16 protein-coding genes and 1 pseudogene are annotated in these 21495 nt (G+C 57.8%); 6 read left to right on the top strand and 11 right to left on the bottom strand.

Features of this window, described 5'->3' with window-relative positions; translation table 11 throughout:
* Positions 1 to 53 precede the first annotated feature (53 nt).
* From FP026_RS27590 to FP026_RS27575, 4 genes are all read right to left on the bottom strand, one after another.
* Positions 54 to 1367, bottom strand: a complete 1314-nt coding sequence (locus tag FP026_RS27590) for an ABC transporter substrate-binding protein (protein WP_149637754.1) — start codon at positions 1365 to 1367, stop codon at positions 54 to 56.
* 153 nt (positions 1368 to 1520) lie between these two features.
* A complete protein-coding gene (locus FP026_RS27585) occupies positions 1521 to 2588 on the bottom strand; it encodes an ABC transporter ATP-binding protein (RefSeq protein WP_149637753.1) in 1068 nt (355 codons plus the stop codon).
* A gap of 168 nt (positions 2589 to 2756) precedes the next feature.
* Positions 2757 to 3500: a FadR/GntR family transcriptional regulator gene (locus FP026_RS27580; protein WP_149637752.1), complete on the bottom strand. Its 744-nt coding sequence runs from the start codon at positions 3498 to 3500 to the stop codon at positions 2757 to 2759.
* Positions 3501 to 3639: 139 nt separating this feature from the next.
* Positions 3640 to 4635 carry a LacI family DNA-binding transcriptional regulator gene (locus tag FP026_RS27575; protein WP_149637802.1) on the bottom strand — a complete coding sequence of 332 codons (996 nt, stop codon included), beginning with the start codon at positions 4633 to 4635 and terminating at the stop codon, positions 3640 to 3642.
* A gap of 184 nt (positions 4636 to 4819) precedes the next feature.
* Between FP026_RS27575 and FP026_RS27570 the strand changes: the two genes are divergently transcribed.
* The 4 genes from FP026_RS27570 to FP026_RS27555 all read left to right on the top strand — a co-directional run bounded on the left by FP026_RS27570 (position 4820) and on the right by FP026_RS27555 (position 10905).
* Positions 4820 to 7564, top strand: coding sequence for a glycoside hydrolase family 2 protein (locus FP026_RS27570; RefSeq protein ID WP_149637751.1), 2745 nt, complete (start codon positions 4820 to 4822; stop codon positions 7562 to 7564).
* A gap of 243 nt (positions 7565 to 7807) precedes the next feature.
* Positions 7808 to 9067, top strand: a complete 1260-nt coding sequence (locus tag FP026_RS27565; protein WP_149637750.1) for a hypothetical protein — start codon at positions 7808 to 7810, stop codon at positions 9065 to 9067.
* Between the two features lie 66 nt (positions 9068 to 9133).
* The gene (locus tag FP026_RS27560) at positions 9134 to 10027 is read left to right on the top strand and encodes a carbohydrate ABC transporter permease (RefSeq protein ID WP_149637749.1); all 894 of its coding nucleotides are present in this window, start codon (positions 9134 to 9136) and stop codon (positions 10025 to 10027) included.
* Complete coding sequence (locus FP026_RS27555) at positions 10024 to 10905, top strand: carbohydrate ABC transporter permease (RefSeq protein ID WP_246665471.1); 882 nt, start codon at positions 10024 to 10026, stop codon at positions 10903 to 10905. The genes FP026_RS27560 and FP026_RS27555 overlap by 4 nt, the downstream gene beginning before the upstream one ends.
* A gap of 39 nt (positions 10906 to 10944) precedes the next feature.
* On the opposite strand, the pseudogene FP026_RS30675 reads toward FP026_RS27555, so the two are convergent.
* Positions 10945 to 11073: pseudogene (locus FP026_RS30675) on the bottom strand (helix-turn-helix domain-containing protein); the annotation flags it as partial.
* A gap of 390 nt (positions 11074 to 11463) precedes the next feature.
* Positions 11464 to 12762, bottom strand: coding sequence for an Nramp family divalent metal transporter (locus FP026_RS27545; protein WP_149637748.1), 1299 nt, complete (start codon positions 12760 to 12762; stop codon positions 11464 to 11466).
* A gap of 237 nt (positions 12763 to 12999) precedes the next feature.
* On the opposite strand from FP026_RS27545, the gene FP026_RS30670 reads away from it, so the two are divergent.
* Positions 13000 to 13212 (top strand): hypothetical protein, encoded by a 213-nt coding sequence (locus tag FP026_RS30670; RefSeq protein ID WP_149637747.1) that lies wholly within the window; start codon positions 13000 to 13002, stop codon positions 13210 to 13212.
* 63 nt (positions 13213 to 13275) lie between these two features.
* On the opposite strand, the gene FP026_RS27535 is transcribed toward FP026_RS30670, so the two are convergent.
* The 3 genes from FP026_RS27535 to FP026_RS27525 all read right to left on the bottom strand — a co-directional run bounded on the left by FP026_RS27535 (position 13276) and on the right by FP026_RS27525 (position 16940).
* Positions 13276 to 14298 carry an ABC transporter permease gene (locus FP026_RS27535; protein ID WP_149637746.1) on the bottom strand — a complete coding sequence of 341 codons (1023 nt, stop codon included), beginning with the start codon at positions 14296 to 14298 and terminating at the stop codon, positions 13276 to 13278.
* Entirely contained in the window at positions 14282 to 15802 is a 1521-nt protein-coding gene (locus FP026_RS27530) for a sugar ABC transporter ATP-binding protein (RefSeq protein WP_149637745.1), read from the bottom strand. Before FP026_RS27530 ends, FP026_RS27535 begins: the two co-directional genes overlap by 17 nt.
* 151 nt (positions 15803 to 15953) lie before the next feature.
* The gene (locus tag FP026_RS27525; RefSeq protein ID WP_149637744.1) at positions 15954 to 16940 is read right to left on the bottom strand and encodes a sugar ABC transporter substrate-binding protein; all 987 of its coding nucleotides are present in this window, start codon (positions 16938 to 16940) and stop codon (positions 15954 to 15956) included.
* A 335-nt stretch (positions 16941 to 17275) separates the two neighbouring features.
* Here FP026_RS27525 and FP026_RS27520 point away from each other — a divergent pair, with 335 nt between their 5' ends.
* Positions 17276 to 18286, top strand: coding sequence for a LacI family DNA-binding transcriptional regulator (locus FP026_RS27520; RefSeq protein ID WP_149637743.1), 1011 nt, complete (start codon positions 17276 to 17278; stop codon positions 18284 to 18286).
* A 1750-nt stretch (positions 18287 to 20036) separates the two neighbouring features.
* Here the strand turns inward: FP026_RS27520 and FP026_RS27505 are convergent.
* Together FP026_RS27505 and FP026_RS27500 are read right to left on the bottom strand one after the other, a co-directional pair.
* Entirely contained in the window at positions 20037 to 20411 is a 375-nt protein-coding gene (locus FP026_RS27505) for a VOC family protein (protein WP_149637742.1), read from the bottom strand.
* Positions 20412 to 20456: 45 nt separating this feature from the next.
* Positions 20457 to 21263 (bottom strand): AraC family transcriptional regulator, encoded by an 807-nt coding sequence (locus FP026_RS27500; RefSeq protein WP_149637741.1) that lies wholly within the window; start codon positions 21261 to 21263, stop codon positions 20457 to 20459.
* Between the last annotated feature and the right edge of the window lie 232 nt (positions 21264 to 21495).

The raw sequence follows: 21495 nt of genomic DNA, 5'->3' as shown, positions 1-21495 counted from the left end.
GATGGACGGTCGCAGCATGCCGTTACCGGCATGCTGCAGATCTTCGCGGGGGATCAAACCTTGTAGTAGCGGTTTGCTCGGCGCTCAGCCTCTTTCATCGCATCCTCTGGCGTCATCTGGCCGGTCACAGCGGCGGCGAACATGTCGACGAGCACGTAATCGGCCATCACGCCTGCCGAGGCATAGCCCAGTGGACCGGCATAGCCGTTTGGGCGCAGCGTTTCCGAGGCGCGGGCATAGGGTGCGTGGACCGGATCGGCGGTCCAGACAGGATTGTTGGCAAAGGCCTTCAGGGGTTGGCAACAATAGGCGCTGGACCCTTGAATCCAGGCGTTCATCTGGTCGCCTTCCATCATGAACTTGATATAGGCCTTGGCTGCTTCCGGATATTTGGTATGGCTGAAAAGAACCAGCGAACTCGTCTGGTGCAGCTCGACGCTCTTGCCGACCGGGCCGATCGGGAAGTTTGTGGTTCTGATATCGGCCGCTATTTCGGCGAGCTTCGGATCTTTCTTAGCTGCATAATAGACCGAAACGCCGTTGGCGATCAGCGATACCTGCCCGGCAAGGAAGGCCCGGTTGTTGTTGATGTCCTGCCAGCTTTCCGTACCGGGGATGAAGGTCGCATAAAGATCCATCGCATAGTGGATGGCTGCCAGCGTCTCAGGGCTATTGATGGTCACCTTGCCGCTTTCGTCCACCATCTTGCCACCATGGCTCCAAAGCAGCCAGTGGGCGTAATTGTTGCCGTCGCCGACGGCCTTGCCATGCGGGAAGCCGGCGGGCGTACCTTTCGCCTTCATGGCCTTGCAAAGCTCCAAGAACCCGGCGGTATCCTTGGGGAACTCGCTGAAGCCGGCCGCCTTTACATGACTATCGCGATAAACGACGGCGTTGCCGATCGCCGTCAGCGGCATGGCGATGAACTTGTCGCCGCGGGTTGCATAACCACGCACGCCATCATACCAGCCGCCGTATTTGTTGCCGAGGTAGTTGCCGAGTTCGGTCAGGTCGACGAGTTTGTCAGGATACTGGTGAGCATCGTCGAACCAGCACATCACCATGTCGGGACCGGAACCGACGTTGGCGGCGACGGCAGCCTTCGGTCGGATATCTTCCCAGCTTTCCTTGTCGACACGAACCTCGACACCCGTCGCCTCCGTGAACTTCTTGGTATTGGCAAGCCAGGCATCCTCGTCTCCCTTGACGAAGGGTGTCCAGCGAAGAAGCCTGAGACTTGCGCCCTTTTCGGGCGTGTAGCCGGGTTCGGCTTGGGCGAAAGATGGGCGTATGCCGAGCGGCGCGAGGCCTGCGATGCCGGCCGCTGCCGCGGATGCGGCAAGAAAGTCACGTCTCTTGAAAGTCATGATACTCCTCCTTTGAAAACGGGAGCAAATTCCCCCGGCGCCCACCTTCCCGTTTGGTGAACGACGACCATCGCATCCGAACCGGCCGAATGCTTCCGCATCGGCGGGCGAGCAGGGAGACTCCTCCTCTTCCCGCTTCCCACCGAAGCGATATCAGATCGTCAATCTCTGCCCGCTTTCAGCGTCGAAGAGATGGACATGCGGCGCATCGATGGAAATGCGCAGCGTTTCGCCGGGTCGGGCATTGATCCTTTCCCGAAAGATGCAGTTGACGTCGCTGCCGCCAAACCGAACCGTCATCTGCGTTTCATACCCGGTCGGCTCGATCACGATGATTTCCGCCGGCAGACCGTCGGCATCGAGCGCGATGTATTCCGGGCGCAGCCCATAGACGAGATCCCGACCCTTTGCGCCAGCGGGCGGATTTACAACCGGCAGCACCGTTCCATCCGATGCGATGAACCGGCTGCCATTCTCCACATCGAGGCGACCTTTGATCATGTTCATTGCCGGCGAACCAATGAAGCCCGCGACGAAAAGATTGGCAGGTGTGTCGTAGAGCTCCAGCGGCTTTCCTACCTGCTCGACGACGCCGTCATGCATGACGACGATCTTGTCGGCCATCGTCATGGCTTCAATCTGATCATGCGTGACGTAGACGGTCGTGGTACCGAGACGTTGATGAAGCTCCTTGATCTCCGCGCGCATGGCGACCCGGAGCTTGGCATCGAGATTGGAAAGCGGTTCGTCAAACAGGAAGACCTGTGGATCGCGCACGATCGCCCGGCCCATGGCGACACGCTGGCGCTGGCCGCCGGAAAGCTGGCGGGGATAGCGGTCGAGAAGCTTGGTAAGGCCCAGGATTTCCGCGGCCTTCTTGACACGCAGATCCATGTCGGCTTTCGGCGCGCGTTTGAGCATCAGCGAGAAAGCCATGTTCTGTGCCACCGACATATGCGGGTAGAGCGCATAGTTCTGAAACACCATGGCTATGTCGCGATCGCCCGGCGCGACGCCGTTGACGGCGCGATTACCGATACGGATCTCGCCCGCGGAAATATTTTCGAGCCCGGCAAGCATTCTCAGAAGCGTGGATTTTCCGCACCCAGACGGTCCGACCAGGATTACGAACTCGCCGTCCGCAATCTCGATGTTCACACCTTTGATAACCGGGAACGCCCCGAATGATTTCCTGACATCGACGAACTCGACACCTGCCATAAAAGTCCTCCCAGAACCTTTCACTTCCTTGACTTGCGGTCATCCCTCCTCCGGAACACTAACCGCCAGAACGCATCAATCCGATTTCGACGTCCTATACCCTGCCGACGAACGGCATCTTTGTCTCCCCCACGTGCATATCAGGCAGATCTCCTCATGCTGGTCAGATCAGACCGGATTGCCGCTGGCCAGTTGAACCTTGGTCGTTTCGTAAATACGTGTCAGATGATGCTCGAACGCCGCAACGACGGCGTCTCGGTCATGGCGAGCGAGCGCTTCAAAGATCGCTAGATGATCGCTGTAGCTCGCCTCGATGGCACCCGGCTTGGCCATGACGTAGCGGCGATAATTCATCATGTAGGTGTATAAATCGGTGACGAAGGCAGCAAGCAGCGGGTTTCCGCAGGCCCGATAGATGGCCACGTGGAATTCGCGGTCGCAGATCAGGAAACGCATCGCGTCGTTGCCCCCGAGACGCTGAGCCTCCAACAGGGCTTGCAGCTTTGCCAGGGTGATGTCATCGATGCGCTCGGCGGAGTCGCCGACAACCTTGAGTTCGATATGAAGACGTGCAGCGTGGACCGATTCCAGATCGTAGCCGTCAATTGCATTGGAAGAGGCGATCGTCACGGTAGTGTGGCTGAGGTCGACCTCACAGACGCGACTGCGGCTGCCATGCGAAACCTCGATAATGCCCTGCGCGGCGAGCGCCTGAATAGCGCCACGCACCGTCTCGCGGCTGACATGAAGAACGTTGGCCAATTCGCGCTCGCCCGGTAGCTCGTCGCCCGGCCGTAGCATGTTGGTGGCGATCAGGACCATCAGCTTCTCGGCGATGACATCACGCGCCGTTCGGCGGGCGAGGCTCCGCGCGATATTCGGTACCTCGGTCAAGATCGGACTTTCGTCCATCGCGCCCCCCGGTCCACTGGTTGGTCCAGTAGATCAGTTAATTAAAGGTCGTTGAGGAAGTCCGTCAAGACAATTTCGTTGCTGCAACCGAGGACACGGAGCCCGAATTGTTAGCTCCGCAGTATCGCTTCATATTACCTCAAGGCGGTGGGCCGATGGAATCGCGTATAACCAATTGGCATTCCATCTTTAGGCGCACTGGCGACTTCTTCGGCTGCACTACCTTTTCCAAGAGTTCAGTCACCGCCCATCGCCCCATGTCCATGTGCGGCAGCTTCAACGTCGTGAGCGGGGGCAGGATTTTTCGGGCAAGGCTTTCATCGTCGAACCCGACGACGGAAATATCGTCGGGGATTTTCAGGCCGCGCATCCTGATTGCGTCATAGGCACCCATAGCGACACGGTCAGAAAAGCAAAACACCGCTGTCGGCGGCGACGGCAGGTCGAGCAGTTGAAGCATCTTCTCCCGACCGAGATCGAGCGACCAGGCTTCGGAGAGGATCAACTCAGGATCGACGGCGATATCGTAAGTCGTCAGTGCCTGGCGATAGCCGCTTAGGCGATCCCGGGCGGCTTCAAGCCGCTGCCTGCCTGCGTCGATCATGCCTATGCGGCGATGTCCTGCTTTGATCAGCACTTCCGTCGCCGCAAAGCCGCCAGCGTGATCACCCGGAATGATGGACGAGAATTCGGCTCGCTGCTGGTGACAATTCAAAAGGACGGCCGGATAGCTACTAAGCTTGGTGGGCAGCACTGGCGCCAGCTGGGTGATGAGCGTGGCATAGATCACGCCGACAATTTGGCGCCGCCCCAGATAATCGAGAATCGACTCAGCGAATTCGACTTGTCCGCCGGTAACGACTGTGAGTGCCGCCATGCCCTGTTCTTCCGCCGCGCTGCGAACGCCTTCGATCAGTGGAGCCGCATGCTGAGAAGCCATGAGATCGTCGATCAGGAGAACAATAATCCCGCCGATGGGGTCATTGGCTGGCGCGGTCTTCTGATAGCCAAGTTCCTCGGCAACCGCCAGAACACGCTCACGTACCTTCTCCGAAACCCGCCTGCCGGGCACCTCGTTCAGCACCAATGAAACCGTCGCATGCGAAACGCCGACCCGCGAGGCGATATCGGACATGGTCGGTCGTTTCGTCGTTTTGTCGTTCACTCAGTTTCTTTCTCGGACTCAGCGCAGCTCCATGCACGTTAGAAAATCTGACGGACGATGTGAAGCTGCGGCTCTTGCGGAAGTTAAATATATAAGTTACGAAACTTATCTGTAACTTATTTTGTGACTTAATCCAACCGGAAAGCTCGCGGCTATGACCATCGCCTCCCGCCGTTTCGCCGGCACTCATTCCGGGCCGCGTGCGCGCCTGTCTCTCGATGGAACCTGGGACTTTCATCTGGAAGGACAAACGCCGATAACGATTGCCGTACCCGCACCTTGGCAGGCGCATTTTCCGGATCTGCGAGCCGAAGCTGGCGTAGCAATTTATTCACGCGCCCTCACGGTGCCGAAGGAGTGGCGGGATCGTCAGGTCATCCTGCATTTCGGGGCCGTGAATTATTTTGCCGAAGTCTCGGTCAACGGCCATGCTCTCGGTTCCCACGAAGGCGGCTATTTGCCGTTCGAATTTGTCATTCCCGGCGATCTACTTGATGGCGAAATGCGCCTTGAGGTAAAGGTTACGTTGCCGAGTGCCGATGCGCAGGCTTTTCCCGACTTCCCATTTGACGAGATCCCGCACGGAAAGCAGAGCTGGTACGGCATGCTGGGCGGCATCTGGCAGTCGGTCTGGCTCGAATGCCGCTGTAAGGCGCATATCAACCACCAGGCCATTCGCGCCGATCTCGCCACGGGTGACGTCATCGTTGATGTCGAGCTGGCATCAGCCTTTACCGGCGCGTTGACGATCACGCTTCTCGACCGCAACGGCACGATCGCATCGGCCACCGAGCTCGCACTCAATGGCGAAACACAAGCCTCTGCTGCCCTCAACGTCGCGAAGGCGGAGGCGTGGTCGCTCGATGATCCCGCGCTCTATCGCGCCGTCGCGGAGTTGTCCGAGGGCGGTGTCGTAATTGACGCAGCCGAGCAGAATTTCGGCTTTCGCACCTTCGAAACGAAGGGTGGCAAGTTCTTCCTGAACGGGCGGCCCTTCTACATGCGTGGCGCGCTGGATCAGGATTATTATCCCGAGGGCATCTACACGCCACCATCGATCGAGTTCCTGGAAGATCAGGCGCGCAAGTCGAAGGAGCTCGGCCTTAACCTCCTGCGCTGCCACATCAAGGTGCCCGATCCACGCTACTACGATGTGGCAGACCAGTTTGGTCTGCTGGTCTGGACGGAGATCCCCAACATTCAGACCTTCACCGAGAAATCGGCGAAGCGCCTGCTCGATACAATGGAAGGAATCCTGCGCCGCGACGGCAATCATCCCTCCATCGTGATCTGGACCATCATCAACGAGGACTGGGGGACGCGCCTTGTCGAAAGCGCCGATCAGCGATCCTGGTTGGACAACGCCTATCACTGGCTGAAAGAGAAGGACCCGACTCGGCTGGTCGTGGACAATTCCGCCTGCATTCCCAACTTCCATGTTGTTTCCGACATCGACGACTACCATTATTACGCCTCCGTTCCGGAAATGGCGCGCGAATGGGCCGATTGGGTTTCAGTCTTCGCCGGAAGGCCGAGCTGGTCCTATTCGCCGAACGGTGATGCGAAACGGCGCGGCGACGAGCCGCTCGTCGTCTCCGAGTTCGGGGTTTGGGGTTTGCCCCATCCAGACAAGCTCAAGCAGGATGGAAAGGAGCCGTTCTGGTTCATCAACGGCCTGGAATGGGATAGTGACGGCGCGACCTATCCGCATGGCGTCGAGCAGCGCTTCCGCACCTATCAGTTCGACAAGGTTTTTCCGTCCTTCGGCTCCTTCATCGACGACGCGCAATGGCATCAATTCAATGCGCTCAAGTTCGAGATCGAGGAAATGCGCCGCCATTCCTCGATCCAAGGTTACGTCATCACCGAGCTGACCGACTTGCATTGGGAAGCCAACGGACTGATGGACATGGAGCGCAATACGCGTGTCTATCACAACCGCTTCCATGAGATTAATACCGATGTTGTCATCGTACCGCGCATGCAACATTACGCGGTGTGGGCAGGCGATGCGGCGAGCATCGAACTCGAAATCTCGACCGGCGGCAAGGCGCTCCCACCGACCGAACTGCGCTGGAGCGTCAATGGTGCGGATGCCGGAAAGACCGCGATCCCCGCGCTGAACGCAACGTCGGTGCATCGTTTGCCAGCACTTTCCCTGCCCTTCACGATGGATATGGCCGGCGAACAGATCAGCATCCACTTCACGCTCACTGCCGACGACAGGGAGATCGCGCGCAACAGCCTCGACATCAGCGTCTATGGTCGTCGCCCGAAGCCTACATTCTCGGTATTCTCGGCGGAGCCCGAGATCGCGCAATATCTGAGCGCGCTTGGTTACGAGCTTGCCGATGCCGCAAAGGCGGAGGTGCGGGTTGCATCCTCCCTCAGTCAGACCGATATCGATGCCATGGAGCATGGTGCCCATTATGTATCGCTGGCCGATGCGGCAACCCTTCCCTTCGGCAATCTGCGCAATGACCAGCCAAACTGGAATTATCCGACTGGCGGCGATCGCGGGCAGTCCATGCCGCAGATGCGTGTCACCGAACGCAACGGCACCATCTGGAAAGGCAATTGGGTTACGGGTTTTAGCTGGGTGAAGCGTTCAGGGGCCTTCGAGCGCCTGCCAGGCGGCCCGCTGACAGACCTTTCCTTCGTCGGCGTGAACCCCAACCGCGTCCTTACTGGCTTTCGTCCGATCCATTTCGACGGACTGGTCCATGCCGGCACGATGGTGGGCTGGATTCACAAGCCCTGTGCCACAATTGCCGAACGACGGGTGGGTACCGGTCGCATTGTAGCCACCACCTTCGGTCTGATGCGCGAACCCGCCGGTGCCGATCCAGTTGCGGCAACCTTGCTTGATTGCATCATCGAAACGGCGGCTGCCGGATAGGCCGGTGGCAGAACCGAACCACCGCACCGTCAGCGAGAGGAGACGCAGAAGGTCAATCGGCATCGACGTTTCAGACGAACATGTGGCAGCCCCGGAAATGCGTTTGCCGCCGGCGAAACGACAGGGTGCCCGTTTGATGCAAGGGGCTACGAGTATTTCGCGGCTCGTTGGCGGCGAGGCAGGACTTAAGGCTACCCTTGAAGGGTTGCTTGGGAGGAAAATAGAACAGCCTGGAGGAGAGAAATGCGTAATCTGTTGAGAACATCGATCGCGGCGCTAGCCCTCATGACTGCCTTTCCGGCATTCGCAGTCGAGAATGTCGTCTGGTGGGACTTTTTGTCCGGAGGCGACGGCGTGCGAATGAAGGCACTGATTCAGCGCTTCAATGACGAGCATAAGGACAAGATTAAGATCACGGGCACCACGCTCGAATGGGGCATTCCCTATTATACCAAACTGCAGACATCTGCTGCTGTCGGCCAAGGACCGGATATCGCGACCTATCACCTGTCGCGGCTGGCTGCCGCGGTTTCGGCCAAGACGGTCGCGCCGATCGATCCGAAGGAGCTCGAGGCCGTCGGCCTGAAGGACAGCGACTATCCGCCGAACTCAATCGCCGCCTCGACGGTCGACAATTTACGTTACGCCGTTCCTTTCGACGTGCACGGCGAGGTGCTCTATTACAACAAGACTGTGCTGAAGGACTTGGGGGCACTCGGCAACGACGGAAAACCCACCGGCATCGGCACGCTGGAGGGCTGGCGCGCGCTCTTGGCCAAGGCCAAGGAGGCAGGCAAAAATGGTGTCGTCATCGCCTCGTCAACCGGCGATTTGCGCGACATTTATACGCTGTTCGGCCAGTTGGGAGGTACGCTAACAGACAATGGCAAGTTCCTGCAGGGCGACAATCTCGATAAGATGGAAAAGGCCTATAACGAAGTAGCCGATTGGGTGAAGCAAGGTTGGGCTCAGCCCTATATCGACTCCGAAACCATCACGCCGACTTTCCTCGCCGGTCAATCCGCCTTTTTCCTGAACGGAAACTGGGAGCTGCCGACCATGGAAACCGAGGTCGCCAAGGGCAATGGTTTCGATTACGGCATGATCAATATACCGGCCTGGATGGGCAAGCCCGCCAATTGGGCGGACTCGCACTCCTTCGTAGTTCCCAACAATGTCGGTGTCACCATGACGCCGGAAAAGCGCGCCGCGGTTCTCGAAGTCATCCGGTGGATGAACGTGAACTCGCTGGAATGGGCCGCCGCCGGTCATATTCCGGCCTATTTGCCGGTCAGCACATCCGCTGCCTACAAGGCGCTCAAACCGCAGTCGGATTACGCCGCCATGGCGCTCAATGCGTTCTACATGCCGAAGACGCCGCTCACCGGTGCCGCGTCCAAGTTCGATGACGACTGGCAGAACATGGTGTCCGGGCCGCTGAACGGCGAAGGCGATGTGAAGGAAACACTTGAGAAGTTTCGTGACCACATGAACTCTCAGTGAGTTTTCCGTCAACGATCCCCAGGGGCCTTACGCCCCCTGGGGTTGAGTAACCCAAGGCAGGCGACTATGGCGGCAGTCAGCAATAGGAAGCAGGACAATGTGATTGCGGCGTTGCTGGTTGCGCCGGCCGTCATCACCTTTGTGCTCATCTTTGCCTATCCGACTTTTCGCATGGTGGCGATGAGCCTGACCAATGCGCCGCTGATCGGCCCTGGCGAATGGGTGGGGCTCGACAATTACACGCGCCAGCTTGCCTCACCTCAGTTGCAAAAGGCGCTTGTGAATACGCTGTATTTTATTGTTCTGACCGTCGCTCCCGGCACGTTTCTCGCTCTGTTCATCGCCATGGCCATCAACCGTTTGAGCGGGCGCATACAGATGCTCGTCCTCGCGTGCTTTTTCCTGCCCTCCATTCTACCGGTTTCCGTCGTGACTCAGATCTGGACCTGGATCGCAAACATGCAATACGGCGTCATCCAGAACGTCATCGGCCTGTTTACCGGCGGGCGGCCGCTGCCGGTGCTGCGTTCGCCCACTTATTTCATGCCTTCCGTCGCAGTCGTCACGATCTGGTGGACGATCGGCTTCAATATCCTTCTGTTCCTGGCTGCCCTGCGCAGCATTTCGCCCGACATCTACGAAGCGGCCGCGCTCGACAATGCCAACCGCTGGCGCACGTTCTCAAGGATAACCTGGCCGCTGATCTGGCCCGTCACGGCACTGGTGCTGACACTGCAGCTGATCGCGCAGTTCAAGATTTTCGCGCAGCCTTACCTGCTCGGCTATTTCGCCCACACGCCAGCTGACGCTCAATCCGTCGTCATGAGCGTCATCTACGATCTCGCTTTCAAGCAGAACAAGGGCGGTGAAGGCGCGGCTGTCGCTACTATCCTGTTCGTCATCATTCTGGTTGCCTCGGTCCTGCAATACCAGTTCCTGCGGGCGCGAGGCGAAAGATGAGCGACCGGAGAAGCGATGCGCGAGCAGGCCTTGCGCCGGCAAGCCGACACCTCGCTGCCGGGCGCTGGAGCAGCCGCGCACTGACTGTGCTGACCGCGCTTGGAGCGCTGATTTGGTTTTTTCCGCTTTACTGGGCCATCGCGACATCGCTAAAATCGGACACCGAGGTCGTGAGCAGGACGCCCGGGCTTTTTCCAAAAGCGCCGACGCTGGAGCCTTATCGCTACGTGATCGAGCGCTCGAGCATCATACAATGGTATATCAACTCGGTCGCGACATCGGCGATTGTCGCGGTTATGGTGCTTGCGATGAGCCTCTGCTGCGCCTATGCGCTCAGCCAAATCCAGTTTCCCGGCCGCCGCCTGATTTACGGCGCATTGATTGCCTCGGTGATGGTCCCGACTGAAGCGCTCATCATCAACCATTTCGTGCTGATGAACTCGTTCGGATTGATCAACACCTGGGGCGGCATCGTTCTGCCGCAGTTGGTCGTACCGTCGGTCATCATCATCCTGAAGCAGTTCTTCGATCAGATCCCCAAGGAATTCAGCGAGGCGGCAATGCTCGATAATGCAGGTCACTTAAGAACGCTTTGGAAGATCTATGTGCCAATGAACTGGGGTGTTATCACCGCGCTTGGCATCACCACATTTATCGCGGCATGGAACAATTTCCTATGGCCTTTCCTAGTCGCGACGTCGGATGCGACAATCACCATTCCCGTTGGCATCACCCAGGTGAAGGACGTCTTCGGCGTCCGTTTCGCCAAAGACATGGCTGCGGCGGTATTGGCGGGTCTTCCGGTCGCCATTCTTTATCTCCTCTTTCAACGGCAAATCACGCGCGCCATCATGCTTTCCGCCGGAATAAAGGGATAATAGTCGGGCGATATTCAAGCCCGCGTGGCAGAATCGACGCTCGCAGCCAACTCGCCGCGCCGCCTGCGGTGTCATCTCGAGCGTGTTGGCGACCATGCCGGCCGACACGACCGGCCGCGCCATGACGAACTCGACCAGTTGTAGCAGCTTTGACCAGGTGCGTCGGCCACAACTGGTTTCTCTATGCCGAAACATGGCCAAGGCACCTCGCATTGACGAGATCGAGCGTCCTCTGATCCCGCTACGCGATCGGGTGACGCCGGCAAGGCTTTGCCGTGGTCGCACAGAAGCGACGAGCGAACTCGGACAGGGATCCATCATCACGGCGAAAGAGTTCACGGCACTCATTTCCACATCCGGTCACCAGGTCGAAAGCGGCGCTGCATTTGCCGGTCCTCATTCAAAAGGACGGCTTTTACACGAGAGTCATAAACGGTCCGAGAGAGATGCTTCGATATCTGCAGAAGGACTTCGAACAACACTCGGATCAGCTCTTTTAGAACGCGGTTTATTCCTGCACGAGGACAAATAGTCGGAAGTTCGCTTCCCAAACGATTTCTACAAAAGGGTGGTTACGCCCATCCCGATCACGGCGACAAACATGGCGACGCATGACAGCCAGCCGAAGACCTTCAGCCACGTTCCGATGATAAACTGCTTCATGACCTTACGGTTGGTCGCGATCAGCATCAAGATCACCATGACGGGAACGGCGACCATGCCATTGAGGACGGCACTCCAGAACAAGGCCTTCATTGGCGGGATCGGCGTAAAGTTCAAAAGCATGCCGACGGCAGTCGCGAGCCCCACCGTCACATAGAATGCCTTGGCTTCGCTCGGCTCGCGCGATAGTCCCACTTTCCAGCGTGCCGCCTCGCCGACCGCATAGGCTGCCGAGCCGGCGAGAACTGGGACAGCCAAAAGGCCGGTTCCAATGATGCCGGTCGCGAAGATGATCTTGGCAAAACTTCCGGCAAGCGGCTCTATCGCTTTCGCTGCATCGACCGAGCTTTCGATGTTGGTCGCACCCGCACTGTTGAGCGTCGCGGCTGTAGTCGTGATGATCGCGAGTGCGACGATGTTGGACGCGGCCATTCCGATCAGCGTATCGAGCGTGATGCGCATGTTCGCTCTTTTCGCTTCCTGAGGATGCTCGACGAGTGGTTCCTGACGGGGCTTCTCCTTCAGGTCTTCGGCTTCCTCGGACGCCTGCCAGAAGAAAAGGTAGGGGCTGATCGTCGTCCCGAAGATCGCGACGATCATCGACCAGTAGTTCGCGTCTCCCTTGAATGTCGGCAGCAAAAGCCCTCTCGTGAAGTTCGACCAATCGACATGCACGACGAATAGCGTCGCGATGTAGGAGAGCAGCGCGAGGCTCAGCCACTTCAAGACCGCAACGTAGCGTTTGTATTTCAAAAGTACCTGCAGGAGGACGCAGATCACGCCGAAGGCCGCGACATAGATCAAGGAGTTGCCATTGAGGAGCAAATGAGCTGCATCGCCCATCGCTCCAAGATCCGCGCCTAGGTTGATGACATTGGCGAGCAGAAGCGGAACGGTGATGCTGACGCCAACCCAGCGGGGATAACACCGCGCCATGCTGCCCGCCAAACCCCGGCCCGTCGTCCGACCGATGCGTGCACTAATCATCTGCACGGCCGCCATCAGCGGATAGGTGAAGATCAACGTCCAGCTCGCGAGATAGCCGAATTGCGCTCCCGCTTGCGAGTAGGTGGCAATGCCGCTCGGATCGTCGTCCGAAGCGCCAGTGACCAGGCCCGGTCCAAGGATTTCCAACAGCCGTGGTTTTGATGGTTCGACGACGGCGCTCCTGTCGTCCAAATTATAGTTACTCATGACCGCCTCCCAGCAGAAGTCCGACGCAGCACATATCCGCTGATCTCGGTGCGAGTGAACCGTACTGGCAGCCTGATTGTTCCCCGGGAGCAGGAGACGCTAAAAATAATGCAACTCCAGAAACTTAGCGTCTGCGCTTACGCAATTTTAGCGTGCGCTTTTCCAATTTTTCGCGTTCGAGGGAACTTTCCACGCCTATGTCTATTTGCTTCGTCAGTACAAGGAGGATCATCCGATATGGAAACACAACGGTCTTTCCAACGGCGCCGACCCATAAGGGGCGCTGCCTATTCCCTGGCGGATTTCCAGAGGAAATACGGTCTCGATGACGTCTTGGCAGAGGATCTCTTTATTCGCTTTGGCCCGTCTTCGATCGAGCTCGATTTGCTCATGGCGGCCAAGCGCCGAATTCTCTCCTTCGATGAACTGACGCGCACCCTGACGCCTTAACTTCATTAAGAAGAAGACTGCCTGGGCAATGGTTGCACGGTGGCGGATCATCGAAGCCGCTCGTCAGCGGCTTTCCAATATCCGCATCAGCCGGCCGCGATAGCTATCGAGAATAACGGCCAGCACAATGACGGCGCCGATGACGATCGGCTTGATGTTGTCGTCGGCGCCGAGTAGCTGCAGCCCAGTGGACAGTACTTGCAGAATGCAGGCGCCCACCAGCGTTCCGACGATCGATCCTTTACCGCCCGAAAGGCTGGTGCCGCCGATGATGACGGCCGCGATCGCGTTCAGTTCATAGCCGATGCCCGCAACCGGGCTGCCCACATTGAGACGAAGCAGGTAGACCATGGCCGCAATGCCGGCGGTCAGTCCGGAAATGGTGAAGACCGCGATCTTGTATCTCTTCGGTTCATGGCCGGATAGGCGGACTGCCTCCTCATTCGTCCCAATCGCGAAGACGAAACGGCCGAACACCGTGTAGCGCAGCACGAACCAGCCGACGAGGACAACGAGGATGGCTATCAAAAAGATTGACGGAAAGACGCCCCAGAAGATCAGATTGCCGAAATCGACGAAGGGCTGCGGCAGGCCAGTGATGGTGGAATTGTCGCTGACGACGCGCGCCAGGCCGCTTGCGATGTTGAGCATGCCGAGCGTGACGATGAAGGATGGAAGTTTCCACTTCTCGCAGATCCATCCGTTGATGGCACCCAGGATCGCGCCTGCGCCCATCGAGGCGAGCGATGCGAGAGCGATCGCCTGCCAGGGGGAAAGCCGCGGGTCGATCATGATGGTTGCGCCGATGACCGTGCAAAGGGCAAGCAGTGATCCGACGGAAAGATCGATGCCGCCAGTGAGTATGACGAAGGTCATACCGGCGGCAAGCACCGTGTTAATTGCGATCTGAACGAAGATCTTCAGGAAGTTCTCCGGCGTCGCGAAATAGGGCGCAGTCAGCGAGAAGAAGAACAAAATAAGGACGAGGGCGATGGTGACGCCGGCCTCTTTCATCGAGATCCGGATGATCTTGTCCCAGACGCTTGCCTCTTGCGCCTCGTTCGTCTTTTCAATGTTGCCGGACACGACGGTACTCCTTGTAAGCGAGTGAGAGGATCCTGCTCTCGTCAAATTGCTCCCGAGGAATTTCCCCGGCTATCTTGCCATCCGAAAAGACGATGATGCGATGGCAAATGCTCATGAGTTCGGGCAGGTCCGAAGACACGACCAGAACACCTTTCCCCTCGGCGGCAAATTTCCACAGAAGCTCGTAGATTTCTGCCTTGGCACCCACATCGATGCCGCGTGTCGGCTCATCGAAGATCAGTACCTTGGGACCGCGAAACAGCCATTTGGCGATCACCACCTTTTGTTGGTTACCACCCGAAAATGTCCTGACGACCTGATGGATGGATGGTGTTTTGATCCTAAGTTCGCGCACTAGGCGATGCGAAAGGCCCTCTTCCAGCTTGCGCACGATCAAGCCATTGCGGGACACTTTGCTGAGGTCGGTTATGGTCGTGTTCTCGGCGCAACTAAGGTCGAGCATCAGACCTTGGATCTTGCGGTCTTCCGTTGCCAGGCACAGTCCAGCGGCGACCGCATCCTTCGGTGACGTGATATCGATTGCTTCGCCGTCCACACGGATTTCACCGGCAGCCTTGGCGTCGGCCCCGAATATGGCACGAACCGCCTCGGTGCGACCGCTGCCAACAAGCCCGGCAATGCCGACGATTTCTCCCTTCGCGACAGAAAATGATAGCTCCGGGCTGTTACGCGTCACCTTCACGCCGGAAACGCCAAGCGCCTCGCCGGATATAATGCTGTCGCCGCGGAAGGCGTCGTGATGCGCGAGTTCGCGCCCGACCATGAGTTCAACGATTTTTGGAATACCGAGCCCTTCGAGCGGCCGCGTAACTACGTGCTGTCCGTCGCGTAGGATGGTCACGTCGTCGCCCACCTCGAAGATCTCCTCGAGCCTGTGCGATATGTAAAGCGTGGTAACGCCACGCGCCTTCAGCCGCCTTAGGATCTCAAAGAGACGGTCAACTTCCTTGAAGGTCAGGGTCGCCGTCGGCTCATCGAGGACCAGCAGCTTGCTTTCGTTGGAGAGCGCCTTGGCGATCTCGAGCAATTGAAGCTGTGCGACGCTCAGACTGCCGGCAAGTGTCGTCGGCGCCACGTTAAGGCCGACTTCAGCCAGCAATTCCGCCGCCCTCACGTTCATTTGTTTGTAGTTTACCAAGCCGTATCGGCGCGGTAGATGCTCGAAAAGCAGGTTCTCGGCGACGGTGAGATTAGAAAGCGGGTGCAGTTCCTGGTGGATGACACGGATGCCCGCCTTGAACGCTTCCAGCGGAGAGGATGGATTATAGGCTTGGCCGTCAAACAGAATGCGGCCATTGTCTGGTTTGAAGACGCCACCAAGCAGATTGATCAATGTCGATTTGCCGGCGCCGTTTTCGCCGAGAAGAACGTGACCCTTGCCGCGGCCGATCTCTATGGAAACATCCCTCAGCGCCACAACACCCGGAAAGCGTTTGCCTATTCCTTCCAGCTTCAGGATGGACTCGTCTGCTGTCTCTGGCATGTCCACCTCACGCGCGCATCTGTTTCGAATTGGAGATTGCGACCTTCATTGCGCTGCCGCTCATCCTGAGTGGCCAACAAGAAGACTGATCGCGAAATAGATGCGTCGGCATTTGCCGACGCATCCTTGCCCGCAAGATCGATAGCATCGGCTATTTGAGATCCTTGGCGGTGACGAGCGTGACATCCGTCTTGACCCAGCCGGTGAATTTTTCGCCGGCGTACTCGCGAAGGCCATACTTGATGCCCATGGCCGCCATTTCAGCGCCATATTGTTCGACCGTCGCAAGCATCTTGCCGTCCTTGATCAGCGGCTTGACAGACGGGATATTATCGAAGCCGACGACTTTAATCTTGCCTGCCTGGCCTGACGCATCGAGAGCCTTGACCACGCCGAGGGCCATGGAGTCGTTAGCAGCCATGACGCCTTGAATATCCTTATATTTCGTCAGGAAATTCGTCATGACAGTGTTGGCTTCTTCGGTCTCCCAATGCGCGGTCTTGCTGTCGAGAAGCTGAAGCTTGCCGGCCTTGATGGAATCCATGAAGCCTACCTTGCGCTCCTTGGCGTTGTCGGCCTCGGGATTGCCTTCCAGGATCACGACCTTCGCGCCGGGTCCCAGATCCTTGGCAAGCGCATCGCCCGCAAGTTTGGCGCCCGCAGCGTTGTCGGGGCCGAAAAAGGCGAGATCGATACCGGCCGTCTTCTTGGCGTCGGCATCAAGTGGTACGTCGATGTTGATGACCTTCACGCCGGCCTTCACCGCCTTTGCAAGCGGAGTTGCCATTGCCTTGGAATCAGCTGGCGCGACGACGATGATATCGTATTTCTGCGTCACGAAGTTCTCGACAGCATCGACCTGGGCTGCGAAGTCGCGCTCGTCCTTCATGCCGACGGCCTTGAAGTCAAACTTGTCCTTGTTTTCGGCCGCATACTTGTCGGCGCCGGCCTTCATCTGCTTGAAGAACTCATTGGACAGAGATTTCATGATCAGGCCGACCTTGGGCTTGCTGGCCGCAAAGGCAGGCGACATGCCGCAGGACAGGGCAAGCGCTAGGGTGCCGACAAGCCCGAGTTTCAGCGCAACGCGCCGGTGCGCGTTGATCACGATGGTTTCATGCTTTTTAGAATTAGACATTTCTCTCCTCCCGGACGGTCCTGGACTCAGCTCCACCTGAGTTGTCAGCGACAATGAACCGTTTCACCAGTCAATGGGTAACAACGCCTCCAGAAATTGTCAAGGCACCTAAAGCTCCACAAAAATTGGCGTGGATTGCAATTTCGCTCATATGTTGCAGTATATGCAATGAACCGGTTCCAACGCGTTGCGAAATGCTTCCCATTCGACCGCTTGCCCTCAATCGAATTTGAGATGCAGTATCTTGATGAAGGTAGCAGAGACCGGTAGCTAAATGCGTGAACCAGGCACCTTGTCGGCGACTGATTCCGAAGAAAAAGGACCCATGTTCTATTATGCCGAAGGTCGGAATTCGAGACGTCGCCAAGCTCGCAGGAGTCTCTACCGGGACCGTTTCGAGAGTCTTGAATGATCACCCCTCCGTTACGCATGAATTGAGGACGAGGGTCAATGCCATCATAGAAGAACTCGGCTATACGCCCGATCCGTCCGCAAGAAGCATGCGCAGCAAGGTCAGCCGCCTTATCGGCATCGTTATCCCGGACCTGACTAATCCATTCTTCTCCGAACTCGTCCAATCTGCCGAACAAGCTGCCGCGACGCACGGCTACAACATCATCGTCATGACATCCTTCGATCATGCGACGAAGGAGGCCGACCGTATCCGGCAACTGACGAGCCGCAAGGTGGACGGCATCATTCTCGTTCCGAGCAACGATTTCCATGCGATCAGGCTGCCGAAAGGACTACCAATCGTCGTCGTCGACCGTCTCATGCCGGGCTATTCGGGCATAGCGTCGGATCACCGCAACGGCGTTCGCCTTGGCGTCGAGTATCTCATGAAGCTAGGGCATCGCCGCATCGGCTTCATTTCAGGGCCTGAGCATTCCGTTCCCGCCAACGATCGCCTCAAGGGCTATATCGATGCTATAAAACAAGCCGGCGATAACGAAGGAGGCGCAACCCCGCCGCTGGTCGCCGAGGCCAGCTTCGATTATGAAAGCGGACGATTGGCCGGAAATTATCTGCTCGCGCGCGCTCGCAACGAGCGTCCCACCGCCATCTTTGCGAGCTCGGATCAGCAGGCGATCGGCTGCATGAGGGCGGCATATGATCTTGGCATCCCGATACCGGCAGCGCTTTCCGTCCTTGGATTCGACGGCATCCCGCTCTCCACTATGACGATCCCGCGCCTGACGACCGTGAAACAGCCGATCCGGAAGATCGCCGCAGCCGCCGTGGAGGTTCTCCTGAACGTGCGGCCCGTGCCGAGCGTCGACCAACCGGTCTTGTTGGCCTGCGAACTTTCCGAGGGAGAAACGACCTGCGCGCCGCAACCCGACTGAATACCGATAAGATAGCACTACTCTAACGCTTTATCTGCAAACGTGGTTCAACGCCCAGACTTCTCGCAAATCGCCGTCGATGCTCGAAGTGAGCATGTACTTGCGAACGGGCAACAGCCGACGCGCCGGCTATCGAACACGCCCGCTGAAATCCGTTCAAACACGCCTGTTCTTATTGGATTAATGACCATTCCAGTGCGGGTTAGAATAGGCCGGAGAGCCGATGGCGCATATGAGAATAGGAATTGCGGAAGCATACTTCCCGCCGACATAGAATGCCCGTCACGATCTAGCAGACCGTGCAGCTACTGTAGCTGAAACAGCGAAGAATCCGGAGGCTGTTCGCGGTCAATTTACATGGATCGGCACCGAAGCTCGCCCCTGGCCGGCTTCCCGGCATTCGAAAATCGGTCCGCGAAATCTGGCAGAAATGTCTCAAGAGACGGCCTATAGCCTGTCGCCACCACAATCGCGTCGAATTCCGCGGATCGATCATTGACGAAGAGTCCCTCGCAAGGACATTGACCGAACCGCGGACCGACATGGCAACATCAAGACCCGCTTCAGCGCATTCCGGCGCAAACCGAGATAGCCTGGCAGCTTGACGTTTTCGTCCGCCGATTAGGTGCCAAGCAGGCACCTATGTTGTCGGGACGAGCAAAGTTCGTAGGTTTGTGAACCCGCATTGACGACGCTATTCACAGCGCCTCATGGTCCTGGTGACCCGATCGCCGTTTTCATCGGTGCGAGTGACGGTCCTAGTCACACATCGGCCGCGATCATTATAGCGATCGTAACGGTCGCGATCACGAACCGATCCGACTGAGATGCCTCGATCGCTCAGCGCAACATACGGGTGGTGATGACGATGGTGACGATAGCCTTGATCATAGGAAGGTCCGTCGACGATTACCTCCTCAGCCGAAGCAGGCAAAGCAGCACCAATAGTAACGGCGGCCGCGCAGGCAATAATTAGCTTTCGCATTTGCGTTTCCTCCTTAATTTCCCTCATGATCAACTGCCGATGTGGAATATTGTTCCAGCCTGCTAGTCTGAGCGTCGAGCATAGTACAAAAGCCCGCGCCGGCCATGGCGTGGCGGCACTTCTCACAGCGCGTTTGCGGGGTCTCGCGTCGATGGCTGCTGAATATGTTACCTCCCTGCCGGTGAAGGAGATGAACTACGAACTGGCGAAACCATTTGGTACGAGTTGGTGGTCGCTCTCAGGTAAGGACAGGAGGCGGTGGACCAGGACCGGTTACGTCTTTCGAAGCCCTTGGGCGATTTGGTCTCCAGATTGGCTCACGAAGTGACAGGATTTCGACGCTATGGCGCCGTCACTTCAAAACGATGATTGGGCACGAACCAGCATTCATTGCCATCTGCAGCGCCGGAACGAAACGCCAGGCGCCCCGGACATGAGGCTGTCGAGCGCGAGCTTGCCGAGAAGCCGCTAATCTGAGTTCCGGCCCTGGTGCTGCACAGCACCTGCGACGGCTGTGATCTCGCTAATACGTCGGCTCCTTACATGCTCCCCGCGCAACATATTCTTTTGGTGGGCCAGGAACTTGGGCTGCCGGGAGAGGACGATCCGGGGCTGGCCATCTGCTTTCAGCTTCTAACCCCAACTGGGAACGCGAAAACATCCGCTGCGATAGTCCGGAAGCTATCCGGAGCCGCCATCCCATCCCATGCCTGCTCGCTTCTAACCATTGATCACGCTGTCCAGCAGGCGGTACGCACACCTATCTCATTTCGTCGGGTGAGATCGTGCAGTCAGCTTGTTCCCGTCAGGGTCGCGAAGATATGCAACGAATGCCCCGTTCGGACGCTCCGCGGGCGGGCTCTCGATTGCCGTGCCACCATGCGCGGTACCGGCGGCATGCCACGCTAGAACATGGTCGCGGCTCGCGGCGGCGATACCGATCGTCCCCCCGTTGGCAGCAGTCGCCGGCTTACCGTTGATCGGCTTCGTGATCATCAGCCGGCCCCCCTCGTGAGCGTAGATCAGCCTGCCTCTCGCATCCATCTCGCCAGGCTTGCCGCCTAACGCCGCGAATGTGGCGTCGTAGAAGCTTCTGGCCCGCTCTAAGTCGTTGCTGCCGATCATGACGTGTGTGAACATGTTTCATCTCCTGTAGGGTGCTTCTGCAATCGTATTCCCTGGCGTTTACCGGTCAAAGTTCCTTAAATATTTTGCTGGCGATGCGCCGAGCGCTTTCTTGAACATGGTGATGAATGCAGACACCGACTCATATCCAAGGTCCGCAGATACCCGCTGAACCGTTGCCCCGGCTGAAAGGCTGCGGATTGCGACGATCAACTGCAATTGCTGTCGCCAACGTCCGAAGGTGAGTCCCGTCTCCTGCTGAACAAGACGAGCGAGCGAGTTCTCGCTCATTGCCATTCGCTTCGCCCATTGTTCGATCGTGCTCCGATCCGATGGATCATCGACCAATGCCGATGCGATGCGTCCCAGTCGCGGTTCGGCCGTCAGTGGTAGATGGAGATGCTCCACCGGCATCCGCGACAAAGCCGATAGAAGCAGTGTTGTGATGAGTTCAGCATCCGCCGTCGCTACCTCGGAATGATCCGCCATCTCAATGATAAGCTCCCTGACAAGAGGAGACAGAGAAAGCGTGCAGCACCGCTCCGGCAGATCGGCGGCGCCCGGCTCAATGAACAGAAAGAACAAACGTGCATTGGCGGTCGCTACATTGCTATGGGGCATGCCCCCCGGAACCCACACACCGCAGCGGGGCGGAACCATCCACATCCCGTTTGGGACACGACATGTCACGCCTCCGTGCTCGGGCATGACGAGCTGCCCTTTACGATGACGATGTTCGGGGGCCTCGCGCTCGTTCTGCGAGACATCGATCCTCACAGCGTTCAGTCGCGCCGTAGACTTGTCGATATCATCATCGTCCCGTGCCAAAGCAAGGGATATCGGGAATTGGTGGAATTTCGCTATCATTAGAGAGAATATCTAAATTCATCGAGGAGCTTTGTCGATAGATTTCGATCAGACACGAAGTTAGGAGATGATGATGGCGGTCCCGCTATATGATCCTGCCACGGCCACACTATCGCCGGTTAAAAGCACATTACCGCCGCCGAAAACGCGGTTGGTTGGACGACTTATTCACACCACGCTCGAGAAAGCCGGCTCGTTCGTCTCAAGGTTTCGTGCCTTGCTGACATCTCCG

Source organism: Martinezella tropici (assembly GCF_008370325.1).
GTDB classification, from domain to species: domain Bacteria; phylum Pseudomonadota; class Alphaproteobacteria; order Rhizobiales; family Rhizobiaceae; genus Rhizobium; species Rhizobium tropici_B.
The sequence above is the reverse complement of the archived record's forward strand: the minus strand, read 5'-3'. Positions and strand labels throughout refer to the sequence as shown.

What these genes read in the sequence shown, in the direction of transcription:
- FP026_RS27565 (WP_149637750.1), top strand. Translation starts at nt 7,808, where the DNA reads ATGCGTAATCTGTTGAGAACATCGATCGCGGCGCTAGCCCTCATGACT.
- FP026_RS27585 (WP_149637753.1), bottom strand. Translation starts at nt 2,588, where the DNA reads ATGGCAGGTGTCGAGTTCGTCGATGTCAGGAAATCATTCGGGGCGTTC.
- FP026_RS27500 (WP_149637741.1), bottom strand. Translation starts at nt 21,263, where the DNA reads ATGATAGCGAAATTCCACCAATTCCCGATATCCCTTGCTTTGGCACGG.
- FP026_RS27560 (WP_149637749.1), top strand. Translation starts at nt 9,134, where the DNA reads ATGGCGGCAGTCAGCAATAGGAAGCAGGACAATGTGATTGCGGCGTTG.
- FP026_RS27575 (WP_149637802.1), bottom strand. Translation starts at nt 4,635, where the DNA reads ATGTCCGATATCGCCTCGCGGGTCGGCGTTTCGCATGCGACGGTTTCA.
- FP026_RS27545 (WP_149637748.1), bottom strand. Translation starts at nt 12,762, where the DNA reads ATGAGTAACTATAATTTGGACGACAGGAGCGCCGTCGTCGAACCATCA.
- FP026_RS27505 (WP_149637742.1), bottom strand. Translation starts at nt 20,411, where the DNA reads ATGTTCACACACGTCATGATCGGCAGCAACGACTTAGAGCGGGCCAGA.
- FP026_RS27570 (WP_149637751.1), top strand. Translation starts at nt 4,820, where the DNA reads ATGACCATCGCCTCCCGCCGTTTCGCCGGCACTCATTCCGGGCCGCGT.
- FP026_RS27580 (WP_149637752.1), bottom strand. Translation starts at nt 3,500, where the DNA reads ATGGACGAAAGTCCGATCTTGACCGAGGTACCGAATATCGCGCGGAGC.
- FP026_RS27530 (WP_149637745.1), bottom strand. Translation starts at nt 15,802, where the DNA reads ATGCCAGAGACAGCAGACGAGTCCATCCTGAAGCTGGAAGGAATAGGC.
- FP026_RS27520 (WP_149637743.1), top strand. Translation starts at nt 17,276, where the DNA reads ATGCCGAAGGTCGGAATTCGAGACGTCGCCAAGCTCGCAGGAGTCTCT.
- FP026_RS27525 (WP_149637744.1), bottom strand. Translation starts at nt 16,940, where the DNA reads ATGTCTAATTCTAAAAAGCATGAAACCATCGTGATCAACGCGCACCGG.
- FP026_RS27555 (WP_246665471.1), top strand. Translation starts at nt 10,024, where the DNA reads ATGAGCGACCGGAGAAGCGATGCGCGAGCAGGCCTTGCGCCGGCAAGC.
- FP026_RS30670 (WP_149637747.1), top strand. Translation starts at nt 13,000, where the DNA reads ATGGAAACACAACGGTCTTTCCAACGGCGCCGACCCATAAGGGGCGCT.
- FP026_RS27590 (WP_149637754.1), bottom strand. Translation starts at nt 1,367, where the DNA reads ATGACTTTCAAGAGACGTGACTTTCTTGCCGCATCCGCGGCAGCGGCC.